This is a genomic window from Pseudomonas sp. GD04091, from assembly GCF_029836165.1.
In the GTDB taxonomy this organism is placed as follows: Bacteria; Pseudomonadota; Gammaproteobacteria; order Pseudomonadales; family Pseudomonadaceae; genus Aquipseudomonas.
Genome location: NZ_JAOEBG010000002.1, coordinates 99,383 through 117,553, shown reverse-complemented (window position 1 = coordinate 117,553; position 18,171 = coordinate 99,383). Strand labels below are relative to the sequence as shown.

The following is an 18,171-nucleotide window of genomic DNA, read 5'->3' as shown; positions in this document are numbered from 1 at the left end:
GTTCCTGCGCGGGCTGGGTCGCCAAGTCTGGTGGGGGCGGCGCCGCCGTGCAAGGGCGGCGCCGGAATTGTCCTCAGCCGTTGGCCTTGCCCACCGCATCCAGGGCTCGGGCCGAATACACCAGGGCGGCGCCGGCATTCATCGCCACCGCCACGCCCAGGGCCTCGGCGATTTCCTCGCGGCTGGCGCCATGCTTGACTGCCTGCTGCGAATGCACGGCGATGCAGCCGTCGCAGCGGGTGGTCACGGCCACCGCCAGGGAGATCAGCTCACGGGTCTTGGCATCCAGGTGGTTGGTCTTGGCCCCGACGCCGCTGGCGGTCACGTAGCCGGCCACGGTGTCGGGGGAGAGGTGCTTGAGATCGCCGATGCCGGCCATCAACTGCTTACGGTAGGCGTCCCAGTCCATCATGCTCATCGTCTTCACCTTGTCTGGTTGGCAACAGGAGCTTTCAGGCTAGTCGATATGGTAGGCAGTGAGGTGAGACGTGGGTGGAAGAGGGAAACATCGACAGTGTCTGACATCCCCTCTCACTGCGGCAGGCCGGTAACGGCCTTGCGACGTGCTGGGCGCGTGCGCCGTCAGTCGACGATCAGTAGATCCCAGCGTCCCAGCGAGAGATTCCCGGCAACGGTGTGTAGAACATTCCGGTGGCCGGGAGCTTCGATATTGAACGTTGCGTTGAATACCCCGTGCTGCGGCTGCCATTTCGTGACTTCGACATCAATCCTATCCTCATCGGCATAGAACAACTGATCATTTCGCAGCACGCAAGCCGATGTTACGTGGCCCTCAGTGGTCAGATAGAGACGGATGCCTTGTGCCTTCAACTCGGGTGACGTCTCGATGAACTGATAGCCATGAAACACATACACATCGTCATCCTCGTCATCCTCGTCACTTTCGGCGGGAAGGAACTCGAGAAAGGCGGAGGTGGCCTGCAACTGCTCATGGTGTTCGTGGAGCGCCGGTTTTAGAGTTCCTGTGACACGTCCGAACGAAAACGCAAGTTCGAAGTAGGCAGTTTTGAAGGCATTGCTCATGGCCCATTTCCTCATCAGTTGTCGAGTGCTTTCACACTAATGAGAGGCAAGCACTCATCACAACTGGCAAAAATGATAGGTCCATGGCGCCTGGCAACCTGTGCCCTCAACGAAAGTGAGCGGCCATGTGGCCGGTCACTTTCGGTCGGCCAGATCAGATGTAGATGAACACCAGCACCAGCGCCGCGACCACGGCCCACTTCTCCAGGTAGTAGCGGGTACGGTTGCGTTTCTTCATCGCCTTGCCGCGTTCGCGGATCTTGTAGATGCGGGTGAACAGGCGGTTGATGCCACCGGTCTTGTCGTTGGCATCGTTGGGCGCGGCGGCGGCGGCCATGACGTTGCGGCTGAACCAGCGATTGAAGGCGGTCGCCCAGCGGTACTTGAGCGGGCGCTCGACGTCGCAGAACAGGATGATGCGGTTGTGCTCGGTGGTGTTGGCCGCGTAGTGGATGTAGGTCTCGTCGAACACCACGCCCTGGCCGTCGCGCCAGGAGTACTTCTCGCCATCCACGTCGATGTAGCAGCCATCGTCGTTGGGCGTGTCCAGGCCCAGGTGGTAGCGGTAGGAGCCGGCGTAAGGGTCGCGGTGGCGCACCAGCTTGGCGCCCGGCGGCAGGGTGGCGAACATCGCCGCCTTGACCGTGCCGATGCCCTTTAGCAGTTCGGTGGTGCGCGGGCACAGGGTCATCGCCGAAGGGTGGCTCTCGCCGTACCACTTCAGGTAGAAGCGCTTCCAGCCGGTCTTGAAGAACGAGTTGAAGCCCACATCGTCGTAGTTGGCGGACTTCTTGATCTCGCCGGCATGCAGCAGTTGCTGGGCTTCCTCGCGGATTTCCTGCCAGTGATCCTGCAGCGGCTGCAGCTCGGGGAAGGCCTCGACCGGCAGGTATGGCTTGGCCGGGTGCCTGGAGAACAGGTAGAGGAAGGCGTTGACCGGCGCCAGGAAACTGGAGTGGTCGCCCAGCTGGCGGGTCAGCTTGTGACGAACCCGTCCGCGCAGGTGAACGTAGGCGATCGAAAGGACGAAGATCAGTACGAGTGCAATTTTCATGGACGTTTACTTGTCGAAAAAATGGCCATGCGCCATGGCGTAAGCCCGCCAGCATAAACAATCGTGGGCCGGGTTTGTACTTATTGTTACGTCTTATCTGGCCGACTTAGGTGCAATGGCTGATAGCTTGCGTAAACGTTTCAACAGCCTGATGTAGCCTTTTTACCTTGTGATGAGTGTTTCGACCGCTGCCAGGGAGAGCTTCACATGATTCAGGACGCGCGCCCCAGCGGCGCCCCTTTCAAGCGCCTGTTCTTCGCCTTGCCGGTCGGCCAGGCGCAGTGCCGGGCCCTGGCGCAATGGCGGCGCGGGCTGGGCCTGCGCAGCGGCAAGCCGGTGCCGGCGGAGAATTTTCATGTCACCTTGCTGTTCCTCGGCGATGTGGACCCAAGCCAGGTTCCAGCGATCTGTGCCGCCATCGATCGCCTCAAGCGGCCCCAGGCGCCGTTGCGCTTGCCGCTCGACCGTCTGCAGGTCTGGCAGCGTGCGAGCGCGCTGGTACTGGAGCCTGGGCAGGTGCCTGTCGCCTTGCGTCAGCTGGTGTATGCCTTGCAGCAGGCGGTGCTGCCGTTGGCCGTGGGTGGTCAGCCGAAGGAGTACCGGCCGCATCTGACGCTGGCGCGGGATTTCCGGGCGCAGGTGCCCGAGGCGCAAGTGGCGCCGGACTTCCACCTTACGGCGCGCAGCTTCGTGCTCTACGAGTCGCGCAAAGGCCGGTACTGGCCTTTGGCGCAATGGGGGCTGGACGATGCCGGTGTGCACAGGGCTGGCCCGTTGTAGGCGATTGCCCTGTGTGGTGGATGGCACCGGCGTTGCCGGTGTTCGCGGGTTCACCCGTTGAGCAGGCGCCGCGAATGCTGTCAGGCGACTGAGTCGGCAGGTGTCAATTGCGCATGCGCAGTTTCAACGAACAGCGCTGCCCCCAATTGACGCGCCGTCTGCAGGTGCCGCACAGGATCGGCTCCTTCGCTGTCGTCCAGCAGGGTCGAGCTCAATACCTGGGCACCGCAGTAATCGAAGATCCCGTGCTCGATCTGCACGCGCATCGCTTCGCCATAGCCGTGCCGCTCGAACGTGCCGGCGTCGGCACCGGCCACGCCGACCAGATGCGCGGTCAGGCCGTGCAGCAGCTTGGTGGTGCTGCCATCGGCGGCATAGTCGAAGGCCCAGCCGTTGCTGAACACCCGCTCGACCCAGCCCTTGAGCAGGGCCGGCAACGACCACCAGTAGATGGGATAGACCAGCACCAGGGTGTCGGCGCGTTCGATGCGTGCCTGCTCGGCCAGCACGTCGGCCGGTGGCGCACCCAGGCGCCGGTGCACGGCGTGGTCGGCCAGGCCGAAGCGGGGGTCGAAGCCTTCGCGGCCCAGGTCGGCGAACTCGCTGGTATGGCCGGCCTGCCGCAGGCCGTCGGCAATCTGCCGGGCCAGGGCATGGGTGAGGGAGTCGGGGTCGTGGTGGCCGATGACGATCAGGGCATGCATGGCGGATTCTCCAAAAGTGGGATGCAGAGCAATGGCGAGCGCTATATACTCGCAGTAAGTTACCCTTGGTAAGTTACTTTTGGTAGGTAATCGATGTCAAGCGATGAAAAGAACGCCCCGCGCAAGCGCCTGTCCCGTGAGGAGCGCCGCCGTCAGTTGCTCGATGTGGCCTGGCTACTGGTTCGCGATGAGGGCACCGATGCCTTGAGCCTGGGCCGCCTGGCCGAGCAGGCCGGAGTGACCAAGCCGGTGGTTTATGACCACTTCGAAACCCGCAATGGCTTGCTGCTGGCGCTGTACCAGGAGTACGACGCACGCCAGACCGCCATGCTCGACACGGCATTGGCGGGTTGTTCGGCCGATCTGCCGGGGCGTGCGAGGGTGATCGCCGAGGCCTATGTGGACTGTGTGGCGACCCAGGGCCGGGAGATTCCCGGTGTGAGCGCGGCGCTGGCCGGCTCGCCGGAGATGGAGGCGTCGAAGCGGGGTTACGACGGCCCATTCATGGACAAGTGCCGGCAGGCGCTGGCACCGTTCGCGCCGGGTGGGCAGATCGGCGATGCCGGGCTGTGGGTGCTGGTGGGGGCGGCGGATGCGCTGTCGCAGGCCGCGGCGGCCGGTGAGCTGACCGCCGCGCAGGCCAAGCAGGAGTTGCAGGCGACCATCGTGGCGATGGTGCTGCGTCAGTGACCGGGCTCTAGGCCGGCAGGCTCTGGTAGGGCTGTTCTTCCCCGGGGCTGCGGTCGAACTGGCGCTTGTATTCGCGGCTGAACTGCGATGTGCTCTGGTAGCCCACGCGGTGCGCCACCTGGGCCACACCCAGGCCCTCGCCAATCAGCATCTGCTGCGCCTTGAGCAGGCGCAGACGCTTGAGGTACTGCATCGGTGCCAGGTCGGTGCAGCGTTTGAAATGTTCATGGAAGGTCGACACGCTCATGTTGGCCCGGCTGGCCAGCTCATCCACGCCCAGCGGCTCGGCGTAGTGTTCGCGCAGGTAGGCGAGGGCGGCGGCGATCCGGGCGAAATGCCCCTGCTGCTCGACCAGTGCCCGCAGCACGCCTGCCTGGGGGCCGCGCAGGGCGGTGTAGATCACCTCGCGCACCCGCGCCGGGCCTAGCACCTTGGCGTCCAGTGGATCCTGCAGGCACTGCAGCAGGCGCTCGACACTGTCGCGCATCGCCGCATCCAGCACCGCCGAGGTCATCGATTGCGGCGTCTGTGCCTGCACCCTGGCGTCCGGGGCCAGGCTCATGCTCTGCACCAGTTCGCTGAGCAGCCCTCGGTCGATGTCCACGGCCACGCCCAGCAACGGCGCCTGCGGGGTGGCGAAGGTTTCGCACATGAACGGCACCGACAGGGCCTGCACCAGGTAATGCCCGGCGCCGTACTCCAGGGTACGTGGCCCCAGGCGCGCCAGCTTGCTGCCCTGGGCGAGGATGATCAGGCTCGGTTCGTAGATCTGCGGGCTGCTGGCGACATAGTGATCCCAGGTCAGCACCTGCACCTGGGGCAGGGCGGTGGGGACGAACCCGGGGCGTGTGGCAAGGCTGCGGATCAATGAGCAGAGGGTGGCGTTGGCATCCACGTGGCGAGTCAGGTGCATGGTCTACCTGGGCAGAGAATCGGACAGTGGCATCTTCGCAGAATGGCCCGTCAGCGCCAGATGCGGGCGGACACTTCCGGAGAATCCGGCATGCATGCCGGAGAATCGGCGATGGGCGAGGGTGGCCAGGCTGCGGAAAATGCGCAACCTGAACCGTTTCACTCAGTGAGGTCCCGTATGTACACCGCCATCGGTTACGCCGCCCAGTCCCCCACCAGCCCCCTGGCCCCCATGACTTTCCAGCGCCGCAGCCCGCGCGCCGACGATGTCGCCATCGAGATCCTCTACTGCGGCGTGTGCCACTCCGATATCCACCAGGCCCGCAACGAGTGGGGCATCGCCGTGTACCCGCTGATGCCGGGCCACGAGATCGTCGGCCGGGTCACCGCGGTGGGCGAGAAGGTCAGCCGCTACCAGGTCGGCGACCTGGTCGGTGTCGGCTGCATGGTCGACTCCTGCCGCCACTGCGAGGCCTGCCGCCAGGATCTGGAACAGTACTGCCTGGAAGGCCCGACCCAGACCTACGCCACCCCCGACCGGGTCGACGGCAGCAACACCCTGGGCGGCTACTCCAGCAGCATCGTGGTCAGCGAGCACTTCGTTCTGCGCATTCCCGAGGGCATGGACCTGCCCAGCGCGGCACCGATCCTCTGCGCCGGCATCACCACCTACTCGCCGCTCAGGCACCACGGCGTAGGTCCAGGGCACAAGGTGGGCGTGCTCGGCATGGGCGGCCTGGGCCATATGGGCATCAAGCTCGCCAAGGCCCTGGGCGCCGAGGTGACCCTGTTCACCCGTTCTGCCGCCAAAGCCGAGGAGGCCCATCGCCAGGGCGCCGACCATGTGATCGTGTCCACCGACCCCGAACAGATGCGTGCGGCGGCGGGCCGCTTCGACTTCCTGCTCGACACCATTCCGGTGCAGCACGACCTCAACCCCTACCTGGAAACCTTGAAGTTCGATGGCGTGCACATCCTGGTCGGCCTGATCGAGCCGGTCGACCCGCCGGTGCACGCGGCCACCCTGGTGACCAAGCGCCGGGTGCTGGCCGGCTCGCTGATCGGCGGCATCGCCGAAACCCAGGAAGTGCTGGATTTTTGCGCCGAGCACGGGATCGGCTGCGATATCGAGATGCTCGATATCCGCAACATCAACCAGGCCTACGAGCGGATGATCGCCGGCGACGTGAAGTACCGCTTCGTCATCGACATGGCCACGCTCAAGGCCTGAGGTTGTGTGGGTTCACCAGGCCAGCGGCCCGTCCAGGCCTTTCCAGCACACCCAGCGGCGCACCTCGCCATGGGGGCCGGTGCCGATCTGCCACTCCGGTCGCCCGCTGTCGAGGGCGACCAGCGAGATGAACCCGGCGTGGCTGGCCACCGCCAGGGTCTTGCCATCGGCGCTGATGTCCATGGCGCTGATGGTCGAGCCGAGGTAGTGCTGCCAGTGCTCGCGGCCATCCTCGCCGAAGGCGCGCAGGTAGCCCTGGGCGTCGCCGACGATGTACTCGCCGTCGCGAGCGACACCGGCGTGGATGCGTGCACCGTCCTGCAGCAAGAGCGTGCGCGGGTCCGTGCCTTGGTGTTGGCCGTCCAGGTCGGCCACGCCCACGCCCAGGGTAGTGCCGTGATAGAAATGGCAGGCGTTGAGCAGCAGGTGATCGCCGCGTCGATTGAACAGGGCGAAGTGCGGGTATTCGCTGGCCGGTTCGATTTCGGCCAACGGCTGCAATTGTGCGTCGAGCAACAGGTGGCGCCCGCACTGTTCGCCCAGGGCGATCAGGCGACCATCCGGCGACAGGGCGGCATGTTCCATGGCCAGTTCCAGGGCGATATCGTCCGGGTCGATGCCGCGGCGCAGGTCGGCGACAATCGTCTGCTCGCGGGGCAGCAGGCGGGTCGCTCCGCCGGCGGCCAGCACGAAGATGCCGTCGCTGCTGACCAGCAGCACGCGTTGGCCGTCGGGGAAGGGGATCAGCGCGGTGGGTGTCGGTGGCAGGTCCAGTGGCTCGAACGGGTAGCCGGGCGGCAACCCTTCCAGGCCATGGGGCCAGGCCAATCGCGCCACCAGCGGCCCGCCCCAGCCATCGGTGATGCGCACGCCCTCGGCATTGGCCAGGGCATGGTAGCGTCGTTGCGGGCAGCGGCCGAAATGCTCGACACCGATCACCGGTGTGACGCTGTGATCGTCGATGCGCACCACCTGGCCCTTGTCGAAAGGCATGCCGATACGGGCCAGCAGGCTGCCGTCGTCGAGCAACAGCAGGTGGCCGATGCCCTGGGCGTGTTCGTCCAGCAGGGGCACCAGGGGCAGGTGCGCGGGGGGCCAGGCTTCGCGGAACAGCTGGCGCTGCTGCTCGCCGATGCCGGGCTGGTTGATGGCCAGCAGAGCGGCTCGCCAGGCATCGAGCAGGTGGCCGGTGGCAGGTGCCTGGGGTTCCTCGAGTTCGTCCCAGCCGTGCGCGCGGCCCTGCGCGACATAGCGATTGATGGCCTGGGCGTAGGCGACCACCGCCTCGCGCCACTGCTGCTGGGGATGCTGCTTGTCCATGGCGGATCGGGCTCCTTGTTCCGCGATGCTGCTGGTGGCCGTGCAACAAAATGGTGCACGAAAGCGCGCATGGTACTCCGTCCGCGCCCGTGGTTGTGAGGCCCGGGCTTGATGCGTACCATGCCGGACATCCTTTCAATAAAAAAACGTGTGTCACCGACCCTGGAAGCAGGCAGGCGACGCGCGCCGTATTGCCTTGCGCACGGAGAAAAGCTTCTTCACATGAATGGTCCCGTACCCACCTCGCTGCCACCGACTGTCGGCAATGGCAGTTGGATGAGCGTCATCGCCCTGGCATTGGCGGCGTTCATCTTCAACACCACCGAGTTCGTGCCGGTGGCGCTGCTCAGCGACATCGGCCGCAGTTTCGACATGAGCACCGCGCAGGTCGGCCTGATGCTGACCATCTACGCCTGGGTGGTGGCGCTGGCGTCGCTGCCGATGATGCTGCTGACCCGCAACGTCGAACGCCGACGCCTGCTGCTGTTCGTGTTCCTGGTGTTCATCGTCAGCCACCTGCTGTCGTGGCTGTCGCAGAGCTTCGCCATGCTGCTGGTCAGTCGTATCGGCATCGCCTTGGCCCATGCCGTGTTCTGGGCCATCACCGCTTCGCTGGCGGTGCGCGTGGCGCCACCCGGCCAGCAGGCCAAGGCGCTGGGGCTGCTGGCCACCGGTACCACCTTGGCGATGGTCATGGGCATTCCGCTGGGGCGGGTGGTGGGCGAGGCGCTGGGCTGGCGCATCACCTTCCTGTGCATTGCCGGCGTGGCGCTGGCGACCATGCTCTGCCTGATGAAGTCGCTGCCGCTGCTGCCGAGCCAGAACTCGGGCTCGCTGCGCAGCCTGCCGATCCTGTTCAGGCGTCCGGCGCTGGTGATCACCTACGTGCTGGTGACGCTGGTGATCACCGCGCAGTTCACCGCCTACAGCTACATCGAGCCGTTCGCCCTGCACGTGGCGCAGATCGGCGGCGAGCGCACCACGCTGCTGCTTCTGCTGTTCGGTGGGGCCGGGGTGTTCGGCTCGCTGCTGTTCAGTCGCTACAGCGAGCGCTTCCCCCATGGTTTCCTGGTGGGCGCGATCGGCGCGCTCGCCGCCTGCCTGCTGTTGCTGTTGCCGCTATCGGGCAACTTCTACGTGTTCGCCGGCCTGAGCATGGTCTGGGGCGTGGCGATCCTCAGCTTCAGCCTGTCGCTGCAGTCCAAGACCCTCAAGCTCGCCTCGGACGCCACCGACGTGGCCATGGCGCTGTTCTCCGGCATCTACAACATCGGCATTGGTGGCGGCGCGTTGCTGGGCAGTATCGTCAGCAGCCAGATGGGCGTGGCCGACATCGGCTGGGTGGGCGGCAGCGTGGCGCTCGTCGGCCTGCTGCTGGCGGCGGCCAGCACCCGGCGTTTCCGTGAGGCGTTGAGTCACCCATCGGCCTGAGGTCGGTACAGGCCGGCGGCGACTACAGCAGCAGCGCCGACCACGCCGACACCAGCAGCAATCCCGCCAGGCCCTGGTTGAAGCCGCGCAGCCGGCCCGGCGAGCGTAGCCAGCGCGCGCTGCCCACGCCCATCAAGGCCCAGGCCGTCATGCTGGGCAGCGCGACCAGCAGGAACACCAGCGTCAGCCACCACATCGGCAGCGCCGGCGTGGCGAACAGGCCGACCATCGCCACCGCCGTCACCCAGACCTTGGGGTTGACCACCTGCAGGGTCGCGGCGCTGACCGCGCCGAAACCATCGTCCGCGCCCGCCTGCAACGGCGCCCCGGCGCTGCGCAGCATCTTCCAGGCCAGCCAGCTGAGCCACAGCGCGCCGGCCCAGCTCATCAGCCGTTGCGCCAGTGGATAGCGCAGCAACAGCTCGCCCAGCCCAAGCCCGACCAGCAGCACCACCGCCGCCGCCGCGACGCAGGCCGCCAGGATCGGCGCCAGGCTGGCGCGCAGCCCGCTACGGGCGCCGTGGGCGAGGATCAGCAGGTTGGTCGGCCCGGGGCTGATGCTGGCGGCCAGGGCAAACAGGACGAAGGGCAGCAAGGTGTGCGACATGGCGAAAGCTCCGATTGTTCGAAGCACCATGCTCGCGTTTGTCGGGCGTTCAGTCTGGAAGGTTTGAGCAGCGTCTGCGGTAGTCGGCCGGGGTCAGCCGGTAGGCGCGACGGAACCAGCGCCCCAGGTGGCTCTGGTCGGCAAAGCCCAGCGTGCTCGCGACCTCGGCGGGGGTCATGCCGCCTGCCAGCAGACGCCGGGCCCGGGCCAGGCGCAGCTGGATCAGGTAGGCGTGCGGCGCCAGGCCGAAGGCCGCCTTGAAGGCGCGGGTGAGGCGGAAGCGATCGACGCCACAGGCCTGCGCCAGGTCCTGCAGGCCGATGTCCTGGTCGAGGTGGGCATGCAGGTAGTCGCGGGCGATCTGCGCGGTCAACGGCAGGCGCGGATCCGGGTCCAGACGCTTGCGCCAGTGCAGGTGCCCGGTGAGGCAACCCAGCAGGTCGTCGAGCGCGGTCTGGCGAACGATGCGCAACTCCTGCTGGTGGACCGCCGCGAAGGCCCGGGCCGTGGCGCCGGCCAGGCGCTCGTCGCGGTGCAGCAGGGCGCCGAAGCTGGGCAGGGCATTGGACGGGGCGTGGCCGAACAGCGCACGCAGCTCGGTGTCCAGCCAGTTGGCGTCGAGGTACAGGGTGGAGTAGGTGAAGCCGTCCACGGTGGGCGCGTGGCCGTCGTGCAGGTCACCCGGCTCGAGCACGAATACCTGCCCGGGCGTGCTGCGGTGGCGCTCGCGTCGGCAGTTGAACTGCTGCACGCCCTGTTCGGTCACGCCGACCAGGAAACTGTCGTGCCAGTGCGGGTCGTAGGCATGGCCGGTGAAATGCGCGCGGACCGACTCGATGCCGGTGTCGGCGTCCTGTCTGAGGTCGATCCAGTTGCTCATGGGGCGGGCCGTGGCGGTGTCGGGAAGTCGACCTTAACGCAGAATCGGCCCGCAGGTTTAGAACGATTGTGCAGCGTTCAGCGCTGGGCGAACGCCAGGTTGATGCCCAGCCCGGCGAACGAGGCGGCGAAGCTGCGGCGCAGCCAGGCCTGGACCTTGGGCGAGTCGATCACCGCGCGGCGGAACAGGTGGGCGAGCAGGCCGTAGAGCACGAACACGACGAAGGTCATGGCCATGAACACGGCGCTCAGGCCAAGCATCTGCACGGTCGCGGAGCCCGCGCGCGGGTCGATGAACTGCGGCAGGAAGGCGAGGAAGAACAGGGTCAGCTTGGGGTTGAGGATGTTCAGCAGGCAGGCTTTGAGCACCAGCTGGCTGGCCGGGGCCGGGGTGGCGTGCTCGTCCACGGCGAAGGCGGCGCGATCGCGCCAGGTGGCATAGGCCAGGTACAGCAGGTAGGCGACGCCGGCGAACTTCAGCCCCTGGAACGCCAGGGCGCTGGTGTGCAGCAGGGCCGACAGGCCCAGCACCGAGGCCAGCAGGTGCGGGACGATCCCCAGGGTGCAGCCCGAGGCGGTCCACAGGCAGGCGCGCCGCCCGGCCACCAGGGCGCTGGAGACGGTGAGGATGACCCCGCTGCCAGGGATCAGCACGATGATCAGCGCGGTGACGAGGAATTCCAGGCTCGGCATGAATGACAGCTCCTTGCGGTCGGGGGTGGATGCACTATACGCCCGGCGACAGCCGCTGCAACATGTCCTCCGGGCGCAGCGCGGCGAAGCGCTCGCGCAGCCACAGGTGCAGCTGTGCCACCGCGGGCGTGAGCTGCTTGCGGTGCGGGCAGACCAGGGTCACCGGGGTCAGTTCGCCGGGATGCTCGGGCAGCAGCACTTCCAGCTCCCCGGCGGCGACGTCGGCGCTGACATCCAGCCACGACTTGTAGACGATGCCTTCGCCCTCCAGGGCCCAGCGCCGGACCACATCGGCGTCGTCGCTGAACAGCGGCCCGCGCACTTGCACGGTGCGGTTGCCCAGGCGCCACTTGTCGTACACCCGGCTTTGCTGCAGGTACAGCAGGCAGTCGTGCTGCAGCAGGTCATCAGGGCTGCGGGGGCGACCATGACGGGCCAGGTAGCCGGGCGAGGCCACCAGCACCCGGCGGTTCCACGGCGCCAGGGGCAGGGCGATGTAGTTGGCGTCTTCGTTCAGGCCGTAGCGGATGGCGACATCCACCGGGTCGCGGTAGAGGTCGGCCAGTTGGTCGGAGAGAAAGAAGCGCAGGCCCAGCCCCGGGTGCTCGCGGCGAAACGCGCTCAGCCACGGGCGCAGCAGATTGCGCCCCAGGTCCGAGGGCGCCGCCACCTGCAGCACGCCACGCAGGCAGCTGTGGCTGCCGTGCAGGTCTTCGCGCCCCTGGCGCAGGGCGTCGAGCACGCGCTGGGCGGTGGGCAGGTACAGCTCGCCCTCGGCGGTCAGGCGCAGGCTGCGGGTGGTGCGGGCGAACAGGCGTACGTCGAGCTCGCGCTCCAGGCGCTTGATCGCCGCGGCCACCTGGCCGGGCAACAGGTCGGCTTCGTGGGCGGCGGCGGTGAAGCTGCCCAGGGCGCTGGCACGGGTGAACAGTTCGAGGTCGTTGATGCGCAGCATTTTCACTCCAGGGATGAAAGTGTTGCTGCATTGTGCTGGTTTTTCTTTCGTGCCGGGAAGATAAGATTCGCTCCATCCACGACCCCTTGAGGAACTGCCGCAGATGGACACCGTTACCCTCGCCAAGCGCCGCTACACCACCAAAGCCTACGACGCCAGCCGCAAGATCCCCCAGGCCACCGTCGATGCCCTGCTCGAGCAACTGCGTCACAGCCCGTCCTCGGTCAATTCGCAGCCCTGGCACTTCGTGGTCGCCGACAGCGCCGAAGGCAAGGACCGCCTGGCCAAGGCCACCGACGGCCGGTTCGCCTACAACAGCCCGAAGATCCGCGATGCTTCCCATGTGATCGTGTTCGCCGCCCGCACCAACATCACCGAACAACACCTGCAGGCGGTGCTGGAGCAGGAAGCCGCCGACGGGCGTTTCCGCACCGAGCAGGCACGCGGCGCGCAGGACCAGAGCCGCCGTGGTTATGTCGACCTGCACCGGCATGACTTCAAGGATCTGCAGCACTGGATGGAGAAGCAGGTCTACCTGGCGCTGGGCACCGCGCTGCTGGGTGCCGCCGCCCATGGCCTGGATGCCACGCCGATCGAAGGGTTCGACGCCAAGGCGCTGGACGCCGAACTGGGGCTGCGCGAACGGGGCTTCACCAGCGTGGTGCTGATGAGCCTGGGCTATCGCAGCGAAGAGGATTTCAATGCCGGCCTGAGCAAGTCGCGTCTGCCGGCCAGCGAAGTGTTCACCTTCCTCTGATCCGCGCAGCCGAAGATCAAGGACGGGCCGGCGACATCACCGGCCCGTTTCAGGCGTCGATCAGTATTCCCAGAAGATCCGCTGCAGCTCCTTGCTGTCCTGGGTCTTGGTCATGGCGACCATGGCCAGGATCCGCGCCTTCTGCGGGTTCAGGTCGTGGGCCACGACCCAGTCGTTCTTGTCGTCAGGCTGCTCGGCGTTGCGCAGGACGAAACCACCCTGGTTGACGTGGGACGAACGAATGATCTGCACGCCGCTCTTGCGCAGCTCCTGCAGGGCAGGGACCACGCGCGAGGAGACCGAGCCGTTGCCGGTGCCGGCGTGGATGATCGCCTTGGCGCCACCCGCGGCCAGCGCCTTGTAGGCGGTGTCGGTGACGTTGCCGTAGCCGTAGGCGATGTCCACGGCAGGCAGGCTGCTGATGTTCTTGATGTCGAATTCCGAGTTGACGGTGTGGCGCTTGGCCGGCATGCGGAAGAAGTACGACTTGCCTTCCACCACCATGCCCAGCGGGCCCCACTGGCTCTTGAAGGCTTCGGTCTTGATGTTGACCACCTTGCTCACGTCGCGACCCGACTGGATCTCGTCGTTCATGGTCACCAGCACGCCCTTGCCGCGCGCCTCCTTGCTGCTGGCCACGGCCACGGCGTTGTAGAGGTTGAGCATGCCATCGGCGGACATCGCGGTGCCGGGGCGCATCGAGCCGACCACGATGATCGGCTTGTCGGTCTTCTCCACCAGGTTCAGGAAGTAGGCGGTCTCTTCCAGGGTGTCGGTGCCGTGGGTGATGACGATGCCGTCGACATCCTTGCTCTCGGCCAGCTCGGCGACCCGTTTGCCCAGTTTCAGCAGGTCTTCGTTGCCGATGCTTTCGGAGGCGATCTGCATCACCTGCTCGCCGCGCACGTTGGCCAGGTCCTGCAGCTCCGGCACGCCGGCGATCAGCTTGTCGACGCCCAGCTTGGCGGCCTGGTAGGTGGCGCTGTTGGCGGCGCTGGCACCGGCGCCGGCGATGGTGCCGCCGGTGGCGAGGATCACCACGTTGGCGAGCTTCTGTTGTTGCGCGGCTTCCTTGGCGCAAACCATGGTTGGCAGGACCAGCAGCAGGGCCAGGGCGCCCGGTGTGAAGGTCTTAAGAGTGGATTTCATCATTTCTGCTTCTCTCTTCCTGGATGAGATGTTTGCTGTGTCGCACGGCAGGTAAGGCAGATTTCGTACCAGCAACTACCGTTCGTCGAGTTTCATCATGAAATTCCCGGCCTGACTGCACGCGTCAAAAGCTGACCATTTGGTCGCAACATGGAATCGTTCGGATTGCCGAACAAAGCGTAGGAAAGATGTTCGGTTTTTCGGATAATTTGCGGATAATCCGACCGGCATGGCCGTCATGCCCTACGCAATGGATTTGACAAAAGCGGGCCCCGTTTCCATAGTGAGTCACCGCAAACGTTTGCGATCCGATAAAAACCACAAGATTCGGAGTCATTTCCATGAAACTGCCGTTCCTCGGTCGTCCGCTGGCCCTCGCCGTTTTCTCGTCGCTGATCTTTTCCCTGCCTCCCGCCCACGCCGAGGAAGCGCCCAAGGTCGCCCTGGTGATGAAATCCCTCGCCAATGAGTTCTTCCGCACCATGGAAGATGGCGCCAAGGCCTATCAGAAAGAGCATCCCAACGACTTCACCCTGGTGGCCAACGGCATCAAGGACGAGACCGACACCGGCAACCAGATCCGCATCGTCGAGCAGATGATCGCCACCGGCGCCAAGGCCCTGGTGATCGCCCCGGCCGACTCCAAGGCGCTGGTGCCGGTGGTCAAGAAGGCCATGGATGCAGGCATCACCGTGGTCAACATCGACAACCGCCTGGACCCCGACGTGCTCAAGAGCAAGGGCATCAGCGTGCCGTTCGTGGGGCCGGACAACCGCAAGGGCGCGCGCCTGGTCGGTGACTATCTGGTCCAGCAGAAGCTCAAGGCCGGCGACCAGGTCGGCATCATCGAAGGGGTGCCGACCACCACCAACGCCCAGCAGCGCACCGCCGGCTTCAAGGACGCCATGGAGGCCGCGCAGATGAAGATCGTCTCGGTGCAGTCGGGCAACTGGGAGATCGACAAGGGCAATGCCGTGGCGGCCTCGATGCTCAACGAATACCCCGAACTCAAGGCCTTGCTGGCCGGCAACGACAGCATGGCGCTGGGCGCCGTCTCGGCCGTGCGCGCCGCCGGCAAGACCGGTCAGGTGCAGGTGGTCGGCTACGACAACATCAATGCCATCAAGCCGATGCTCAAGGACGGCCGCGTGCTCGCCACCCTCGACCAGGCGGCCAGCCAGCAGGCGGTGTTCGGCATCCAGGCGGCGCTGAAGATGCTCAAGGGTGAGAAGCCTGGCGTGGATGCCGACAATGTCATCCAGACCCCGGTCGAGCTGATCACCCAGTGATGTTGCGATCCCTGTAGGAGCGGGCTTGCCCCGCGATCACCGGCGTAGCCGATGCCATGCACCGCGTCGCCTGCTTCGCGGGGCAAGCCCGCTCCTACAGGGGTGTTGTGCCAACCTAGGAGAGAATGGCCATGTCAGTACCGGCCAATGAAACCGTGCTAGCCGTCAGCGGCCTCGGCAAGACCTACGCCCAGCCCGTGCTCGGCGACGTCACCCTCGAGCTGCGCGGCGGCGAGGTGCTGGCCCTGACCGGCGAGAACGGCGCGGGCAAGTCGACGCTGTCCAAGCTGATCAGCGGCCTGGAGATTCCCTCCAGCGGCCAGATGCAGTATCGCGGGCAGCCCTACAGCCCTGGCAACCGCGCCGAGGCCGAGCGCCTCGGCGTGCGCATGGTGATGCAGGAGCTCAACCTGCTGCCCACCCTGACCGTGGCCGAGAACCTGTTCCTCGACAACCTGCCCAGTCGCTTCGGCTGGATCAGCCAGAAGCGCTTGCGCCAGCTGGCTGCCGCGGCCATGGCCCAGGTGGGTCTGGACGCCATCGACCCGGATACCCTCGTCGGCGAGCTGGGCATCGGCCACCAGCAGATGGTGGAGATCGCCCGCAACCTGATCGGCGACTGCCATGTGCTGATCTTCGATGAACCCACGGCCATGCTCACCGCCCGCGAAGTGGAGCTGCTGTTCACTCAGATCGAGCGTCTGCGCCAGCGCGGCGTGGCCATCGTCTATATCTCCCACCGCCTCGAAGAACTGCAGCGCGTGGCCCAGCGCATCGCCGTGCTGCGCGACGGCAAGCTGGTCTGCGCCGAGCCGATCCAGCGCTACAGCAGCGAGCAACTGGTCAACCTGATGGTCGGCCGCGAGCTGGGCGAGCATATCGACCTCGGCCAGCGCACGATCGGCGCGCCGTTGCTCAAGGTCGACAAGCTCAGCCGCGGCGACAAGGTGCGCGAGGTGTCGTTCGAGGTCAGGGCAGGGGAGATCTTCGGCATTTCCGGCCTGATCGGCGCCGGGCGCACCGAGCTGCTGCGCCTGATCTACGGCGCCGACCGCGCCGACAGTGGCCAGGTCGCCCTCGGCCAGCCGCCGCAACCGGTGACCATCGACTCGCCCAAGGCCGCGGTAAAGGCGGGCATCGCCCTGATCACCGAGGACCGCAAGGGCGAAGGCCTGCTGCTGAGCCAGTCGATCAGCGCCAACATTGCCTTGGGCAACCTCGCTGCCGTGTCCCGCGCCGGCGTGCTCGACCGTGATGCCGAGCGCGCACTGGCCGAGCGCCAGATCGGCGCCATGCGCATCCGCAGTGCCAGCCCCGCGCAAGCGGTGGGCGAGCTGTCCGGTGGCAACCAGCAGAAGGTGGTGATCGGCCGCTGGCTGGAGCGCGACTGCCAGGTGCTGCTGTTCGACGAACCCACCCGCGGCATCGACGTCGGCGCCAAGTTCGACATCTATGGCCTGCTCGCCGAACTCGCCCGCCAGGGCAAGGCCCTGGTGGTGGTGTCCAGCGACCTGCGCGAGCTGATGCTGATCTGCGACCGCATCGCCGTGCTTTCGGCCGGCCGCCTGATCGACACCTTCGACCGCGACCGCTGGAGCCAGGACCAGCTCCTTGCCGCCGCCTTCGCCGGCTACCAGAAACGTGACGCTCTGCTGCATGAGGCAGCCCCCAGGAACGACGCATGAAAACCACACTCGACACCCCGGGCGCAGCGCCCGCCCGCCGCAGCGGCACCTATTTCGGCCTGGGCACCTACCTGGGCCTGGCCGGCGCCTTGCTGGCGATGATCGTGCTGTTCTCGCTGCTGAGCAGCCACTTCCTGTCCTACGCTACGTTCAGCACCCTGGCCAACCAGATTCCCGACCTCATGGTGCTGGCGGTGGGCATGACCTTCGTGCTGATCATCGGCGGTATCGACCTGTCGGTAGGCTCGGTGCTGGCGCTGGCCGCCTCGGCGGTCAGCGTGGCGATCCTTGGCTGGGGCTGGAGCGTGCTGCCCGCGGCCCTGCTCGGCATGGCCGTGGCGGCGCTGGCCGGCACGGTCACCGGCAGTATCACCGTGGCCTGGCGCATCCCCTCGTTCATCGTCTCGCTGGGGGTGCTGGAAATGGCCCGTGGCCTGGCCTACCAGTTCACCGACTCGCGTACCGCGTATATCGGCGATGCCTTCGCCTGGTTCTCCAACCCCATCGCCTTTGGCATCTCGCCGGCCTTCATCATCGCCTTGCTGGTCATCGTGCTGGCCCAGCTGGTGCTGACCCGCACGGTGTTCGGTCGTTACCTGATCGGCATCGGCACCAACGAAGAGGCGGTGCGCCTGGCCGGTATCGACCCGCGCCCATACAAGATCCTGGTGTTCGCCCTGATGGGCGTGCTCGCGGGGCTGGCCGCGCTGTTCCAGATCTCGCGCCTGGAGGCCGCCGACCCGAACGCCGGCTCCGGGCTCGAGCTGCAGGTGATCGCCGCCGTGGTGATCGGTGGCACCAGCCTGATGGGCGGGCGCGGCTCGGTCATCAGTACCTTCTTCGGCGTGCTGATCATCTCGGTGCTGGCTGCAGGCCTGGCCCAGATCGGCGCCTCGGAACCGACCAAGCGCATCATCACCGGGGCGGTCATCGTCATCGCCGTGGTGCTCGACACTTACCGCAGCCGGCGTGCGAACCGGCGGAACTGAAA

At 66.3% G+C, this 18,171-nt stretch carries 19 protein-coding genes; 8 read left to right on the top strand and 11 right to left on the bottom strand.

What is annotated here, in order from left to right:
• Nucleotides 1-73: 73 nt before the first annotated feature.
• From N7422_RS03520 to lpxO, 3 genes are all read right to left on the bottom strand, one after another.
• Nucleotides 74-418 (bottom strand): carboxymuconolactone decarboxylase family protein, encoded by a 345-nt coding sequence (locus N7422_RS03520; protein ID WP_279805223.1) that lies wholly within the window; start codon nucleotides 416-418, stop codon nucleotides 74-76.
• Between the two features lie 164 nt (nucleotides 419-582).
• Nucleotides 583-1,044, bottom strand: coding sequence for a hypothetical protein (locus N7422_RS03515; RefSeq protein WP_279805222.1), 462 nt, complete (start codon nucleotides 1,042-1,044; stop codon nucleotides 583-585).
• A 154-nt stretch (nucleotides 1,045-1,198) separates the two neighbouring features.
• Nucleotides 1,199-2,098 carry a lipid A hydroxylase LpxO gene (gene lpxO, locus N7422_RS03510; RefSeq protein WP_279805220.1) on the bottom strand — a complete coding sequence of 300 codons (900 nt, stop codon included), beginning with the start codon at nucleotides 2,096-2,098 and terminating at the stop codon, nucleotides 1,199-1,201.
• 207 nt (nucleotides 2,099-2,305) lie between these two features.
• Here lpxO and thpR point away from each other — a divergent pair, with 207 nt between their 5' ends.
• Nucleotides 2,306-2,878, top strand: coding sequence for an RNA 2',3'-cyclic phosphodiesterase (gene thpR / locus N7422_RS03505; RefSeq protein WP_279805219.1), 573 nt, complete (start codon nucleotides 2,306-2,308; stop codon nucleotides 2,876-2,878).
• 80 nt (nucleotides 2,879-2,958) lie between these two features.
• Here the strand turns inward: thpR and N7422_RS03500 are convergent, their stop codons facing one another.
• Nucleotides 2,959-3,582, bottom strand: coding sequence for an NAD(P)H-dependent oxidoreductase (locus N7422_RS03500; RefSeq protein WP_279805218.1), 624 nt, complete (start codon nucleotides 3,580-3,582; stop codon nucleotides 2,959-2,961).
• Nucleotides 3,583-3,675: 93 nt separating this feature from the next.
• Between N7422_RS03500 and N7422_RS03495 the strand changes: the two genes are divergently transcribed.
• The gene (locus N7422_RS03495) at nucleotides 3,676-4,272 is read left to right on the top strand and encodes a TetR/AcrR family transcriptional regulator (protein WP_279805217.1); all 597 of its coding nucleotides are present in this window, start codon (nucleotides 3,676-3,678) and stop codon (nucleotides 4,270-4,272) included.
• A 7-nt stretch (nucleotides 4,273-4,279) separates the two neighbouring features.
• Here N7422_RS03495 and N7422_RS03490 read toward each other — a convergent pair whose 3' ends face one another.
• Nucleotides 4,280-5,185, bottom strand: coding sequence for an AraC family transcriptional regulator (locus tag N7422_RS03490; RefSeq protein ID WP_279805216.1), 906 nt, complete (start codon nucleotides 5,183-5,185; stop codon nucleotides 4,280-4,282).
• Between the two features lie 177 nt (nucleotides 5,186-5,362).
• Here N7422_RS03490 and N7422_RS03485 point away from each other — a divergent pair, with 177 nt between their 5' ends.
• Nucleotides 5,363-6,415 carry an NAD(P)-dependent alcohol dehydrogenase gene (locus tag N7422_RS03485; protein WP_279805215.1) on the top strand — a complete coding sequence of 351 codons (1,053 nt, stop codon included), beginning with the start codon at nucleotides 5,363-5,365 and terminating at the stop codon, nucleotides 6,413-6,415.
• Nucleotides 6,416-6,427: 12 nt separating this feature from the next.
• Here the strand turns inward: N7422_RS03485 and N7422_RS03480 are convergent, their stop codons facing one another.
• A complete protein-coding gene (locus N7422_RS03480) occupies nucleotides 6,428-7,735 on the bottom strand; it encodes a hypothetical protein (RefSeq protein WP_279805214.1) in 1,308 nt (435 codons plus the stop codon).
• 222 nt (nucleotides 7,736-7,957) lie between these two features.
• Here N7422_RS03480 and N7422_RS03475 point away from each other — a divergent pair, with 222 nt between their 5' ends.
• Nucleotides 7,958-9,166: a sugar transporter gene (locus N7422_RS03475; protein ID WP_279805213.1), complete on the top strand. Its 1,209-nt coding sequence runs from the start codon at nucleotides 7,958-7,960 to the stop codon at nucleotides 9,164-9,166.
• Nucleotides 9,167-9,188: 22 nt separating this feature from the next.
• On the opposite strand, the gene N7422_RS03470 is transcribed toward N7422_RS03475, so the two are convergent.
• The 4 genes from N7422_RS03470 to N7422_RS03455 form a co-directional block, all read right to left on the bottom strand.
• A complete protein-coding gene (locus N7422_RS03470; protein ID WP_279805212.1) occupies nucleotides 9,189-9,773 on the bottom strand; it encodes a LysE family translocator in 585 nt (194 codons plus the stop codon).
• Nucleotides 9,774-9,822: 49 nt separating this feature from the next.
• On the bottom strand, nucleotides 9,823-10,653 hold the full coding sequence (locus N7422_RS03465; RefSeq protein WP_279805210.1) for an AraC family transcriptional regulator: 831 nt from the start codon (nucleotides 10,651-10,653) through the stop codon (nucleotides 9,823-9,825).
• A gap of 77 nt (nucleotides 10,654-10,730) precedes the next feature.
• On the bottom strand, nucleotides 10,731-11,345 hold the full coding sequence (locus N7422_RS03460; RefSeq protein ID WP_279805209.1) for a LysE family translocator: 615 nt from the start codon (nucleotides 11,343-11,345) through the stop codon (nucleotides 10,731-10,733).
• A gap of 34 nt (nucleotides 11,346-11,379) precedes the next feature.
• On the bottom strand, nucleotides 11,380-12,300 hold the full coding sequence (locus tag N7422_RS03455) for a LysR family transcriptional regulator (RefSeq protein WP_279805208.1): 921 nt from the start codon (nucleotides 12,298-12,300) through the stop codon (nucleotides 11,380-11,382).
• Between the two features lie 103 nt (nucleotides 12,301-12,403).
• Here N7422_RS03455 and nfsB point away from each other — a divergent pair, with 103 nt between their 5' ends.
• Nucleotides 12,404-13,057: an oxygen-insensitive NAD(P)H nitroreductase gene (nfsB, locus tag N7422_RS03450; protein WP_279805207.1), complete on the top strand. Its 654-nt coding sequence runs from the start codon at nucleotides 12,404-12,406 to the stop codon at nucleotides 13,055-13,057.
• 60 nt (nucleotides 13,058-13,117) lie between these two features.
• Here nfsB and N7422_RS03445 read toward each other — a convergent pair whose 3' ends face one another.
• Nucleotides 13,118-14,206, bottom strand: coding sequence for an asparaginase (locus tag N7422_RS03445; RefSeq protein WP_279805206.1), 1,089 nt, complete (start codon nucleotides 14,204-14,206; stop codon nucleotides 13,118-13,120).
• Between the two features lie 341 nt (nucleotides 14,207-14,547).
• On the opposite strand from N7422_RS03445, the gene N7422_RS03440 reads away from it, so the two are divergent.
• The 3 genes from N7422_RS03440 (at nucleotide 14,548) to N7422_RS03430 (ending at nucleotide 18,169) form a co-directional block, all read left to right on the top strand.
• Entirely contained in the window at nucleotides 14,548-15,495 is a 948-nt protein-coding gene (locus N7422_RS03440) for a sugar ABC transporter substrate-binding protein (RefSeq protein ID WP_279805205.1), read from the top strand.
• A 131-nt stretch (nucleotides 15,496-15,626) separates the two neighbouring features.
• The gene (locus tag N7422_RS03435; RefSeq protein ID WP_279805204.1) at nucleotides 15,627-17,180 is read left to right on the top strand and encodes a sugar ABC transporter ATP-binding protein; all 1,554 of its coding nucleotides are present in this window, start codon (nucleotides 15,627-15,629) and stop codon (nucleotides 17,178-17,180) included.
• Nucleotides 17,177-18,169, top strand: coding sequence for an ABC transporter permease (locus N7422_RS03430; protein ID WP_279805203.1), 993 nt, complete (start codon nucleotides 17,177-17,179; stop codon nucleotides 18,167-18,169). The genes N7422_RS03435 and N7422_RS03430 overlap by 4 nt, the downstream gene beginning before the upstream one ends.
• Nucleotides 18,170-18,171: the final 2 nt, after the last annotated feature.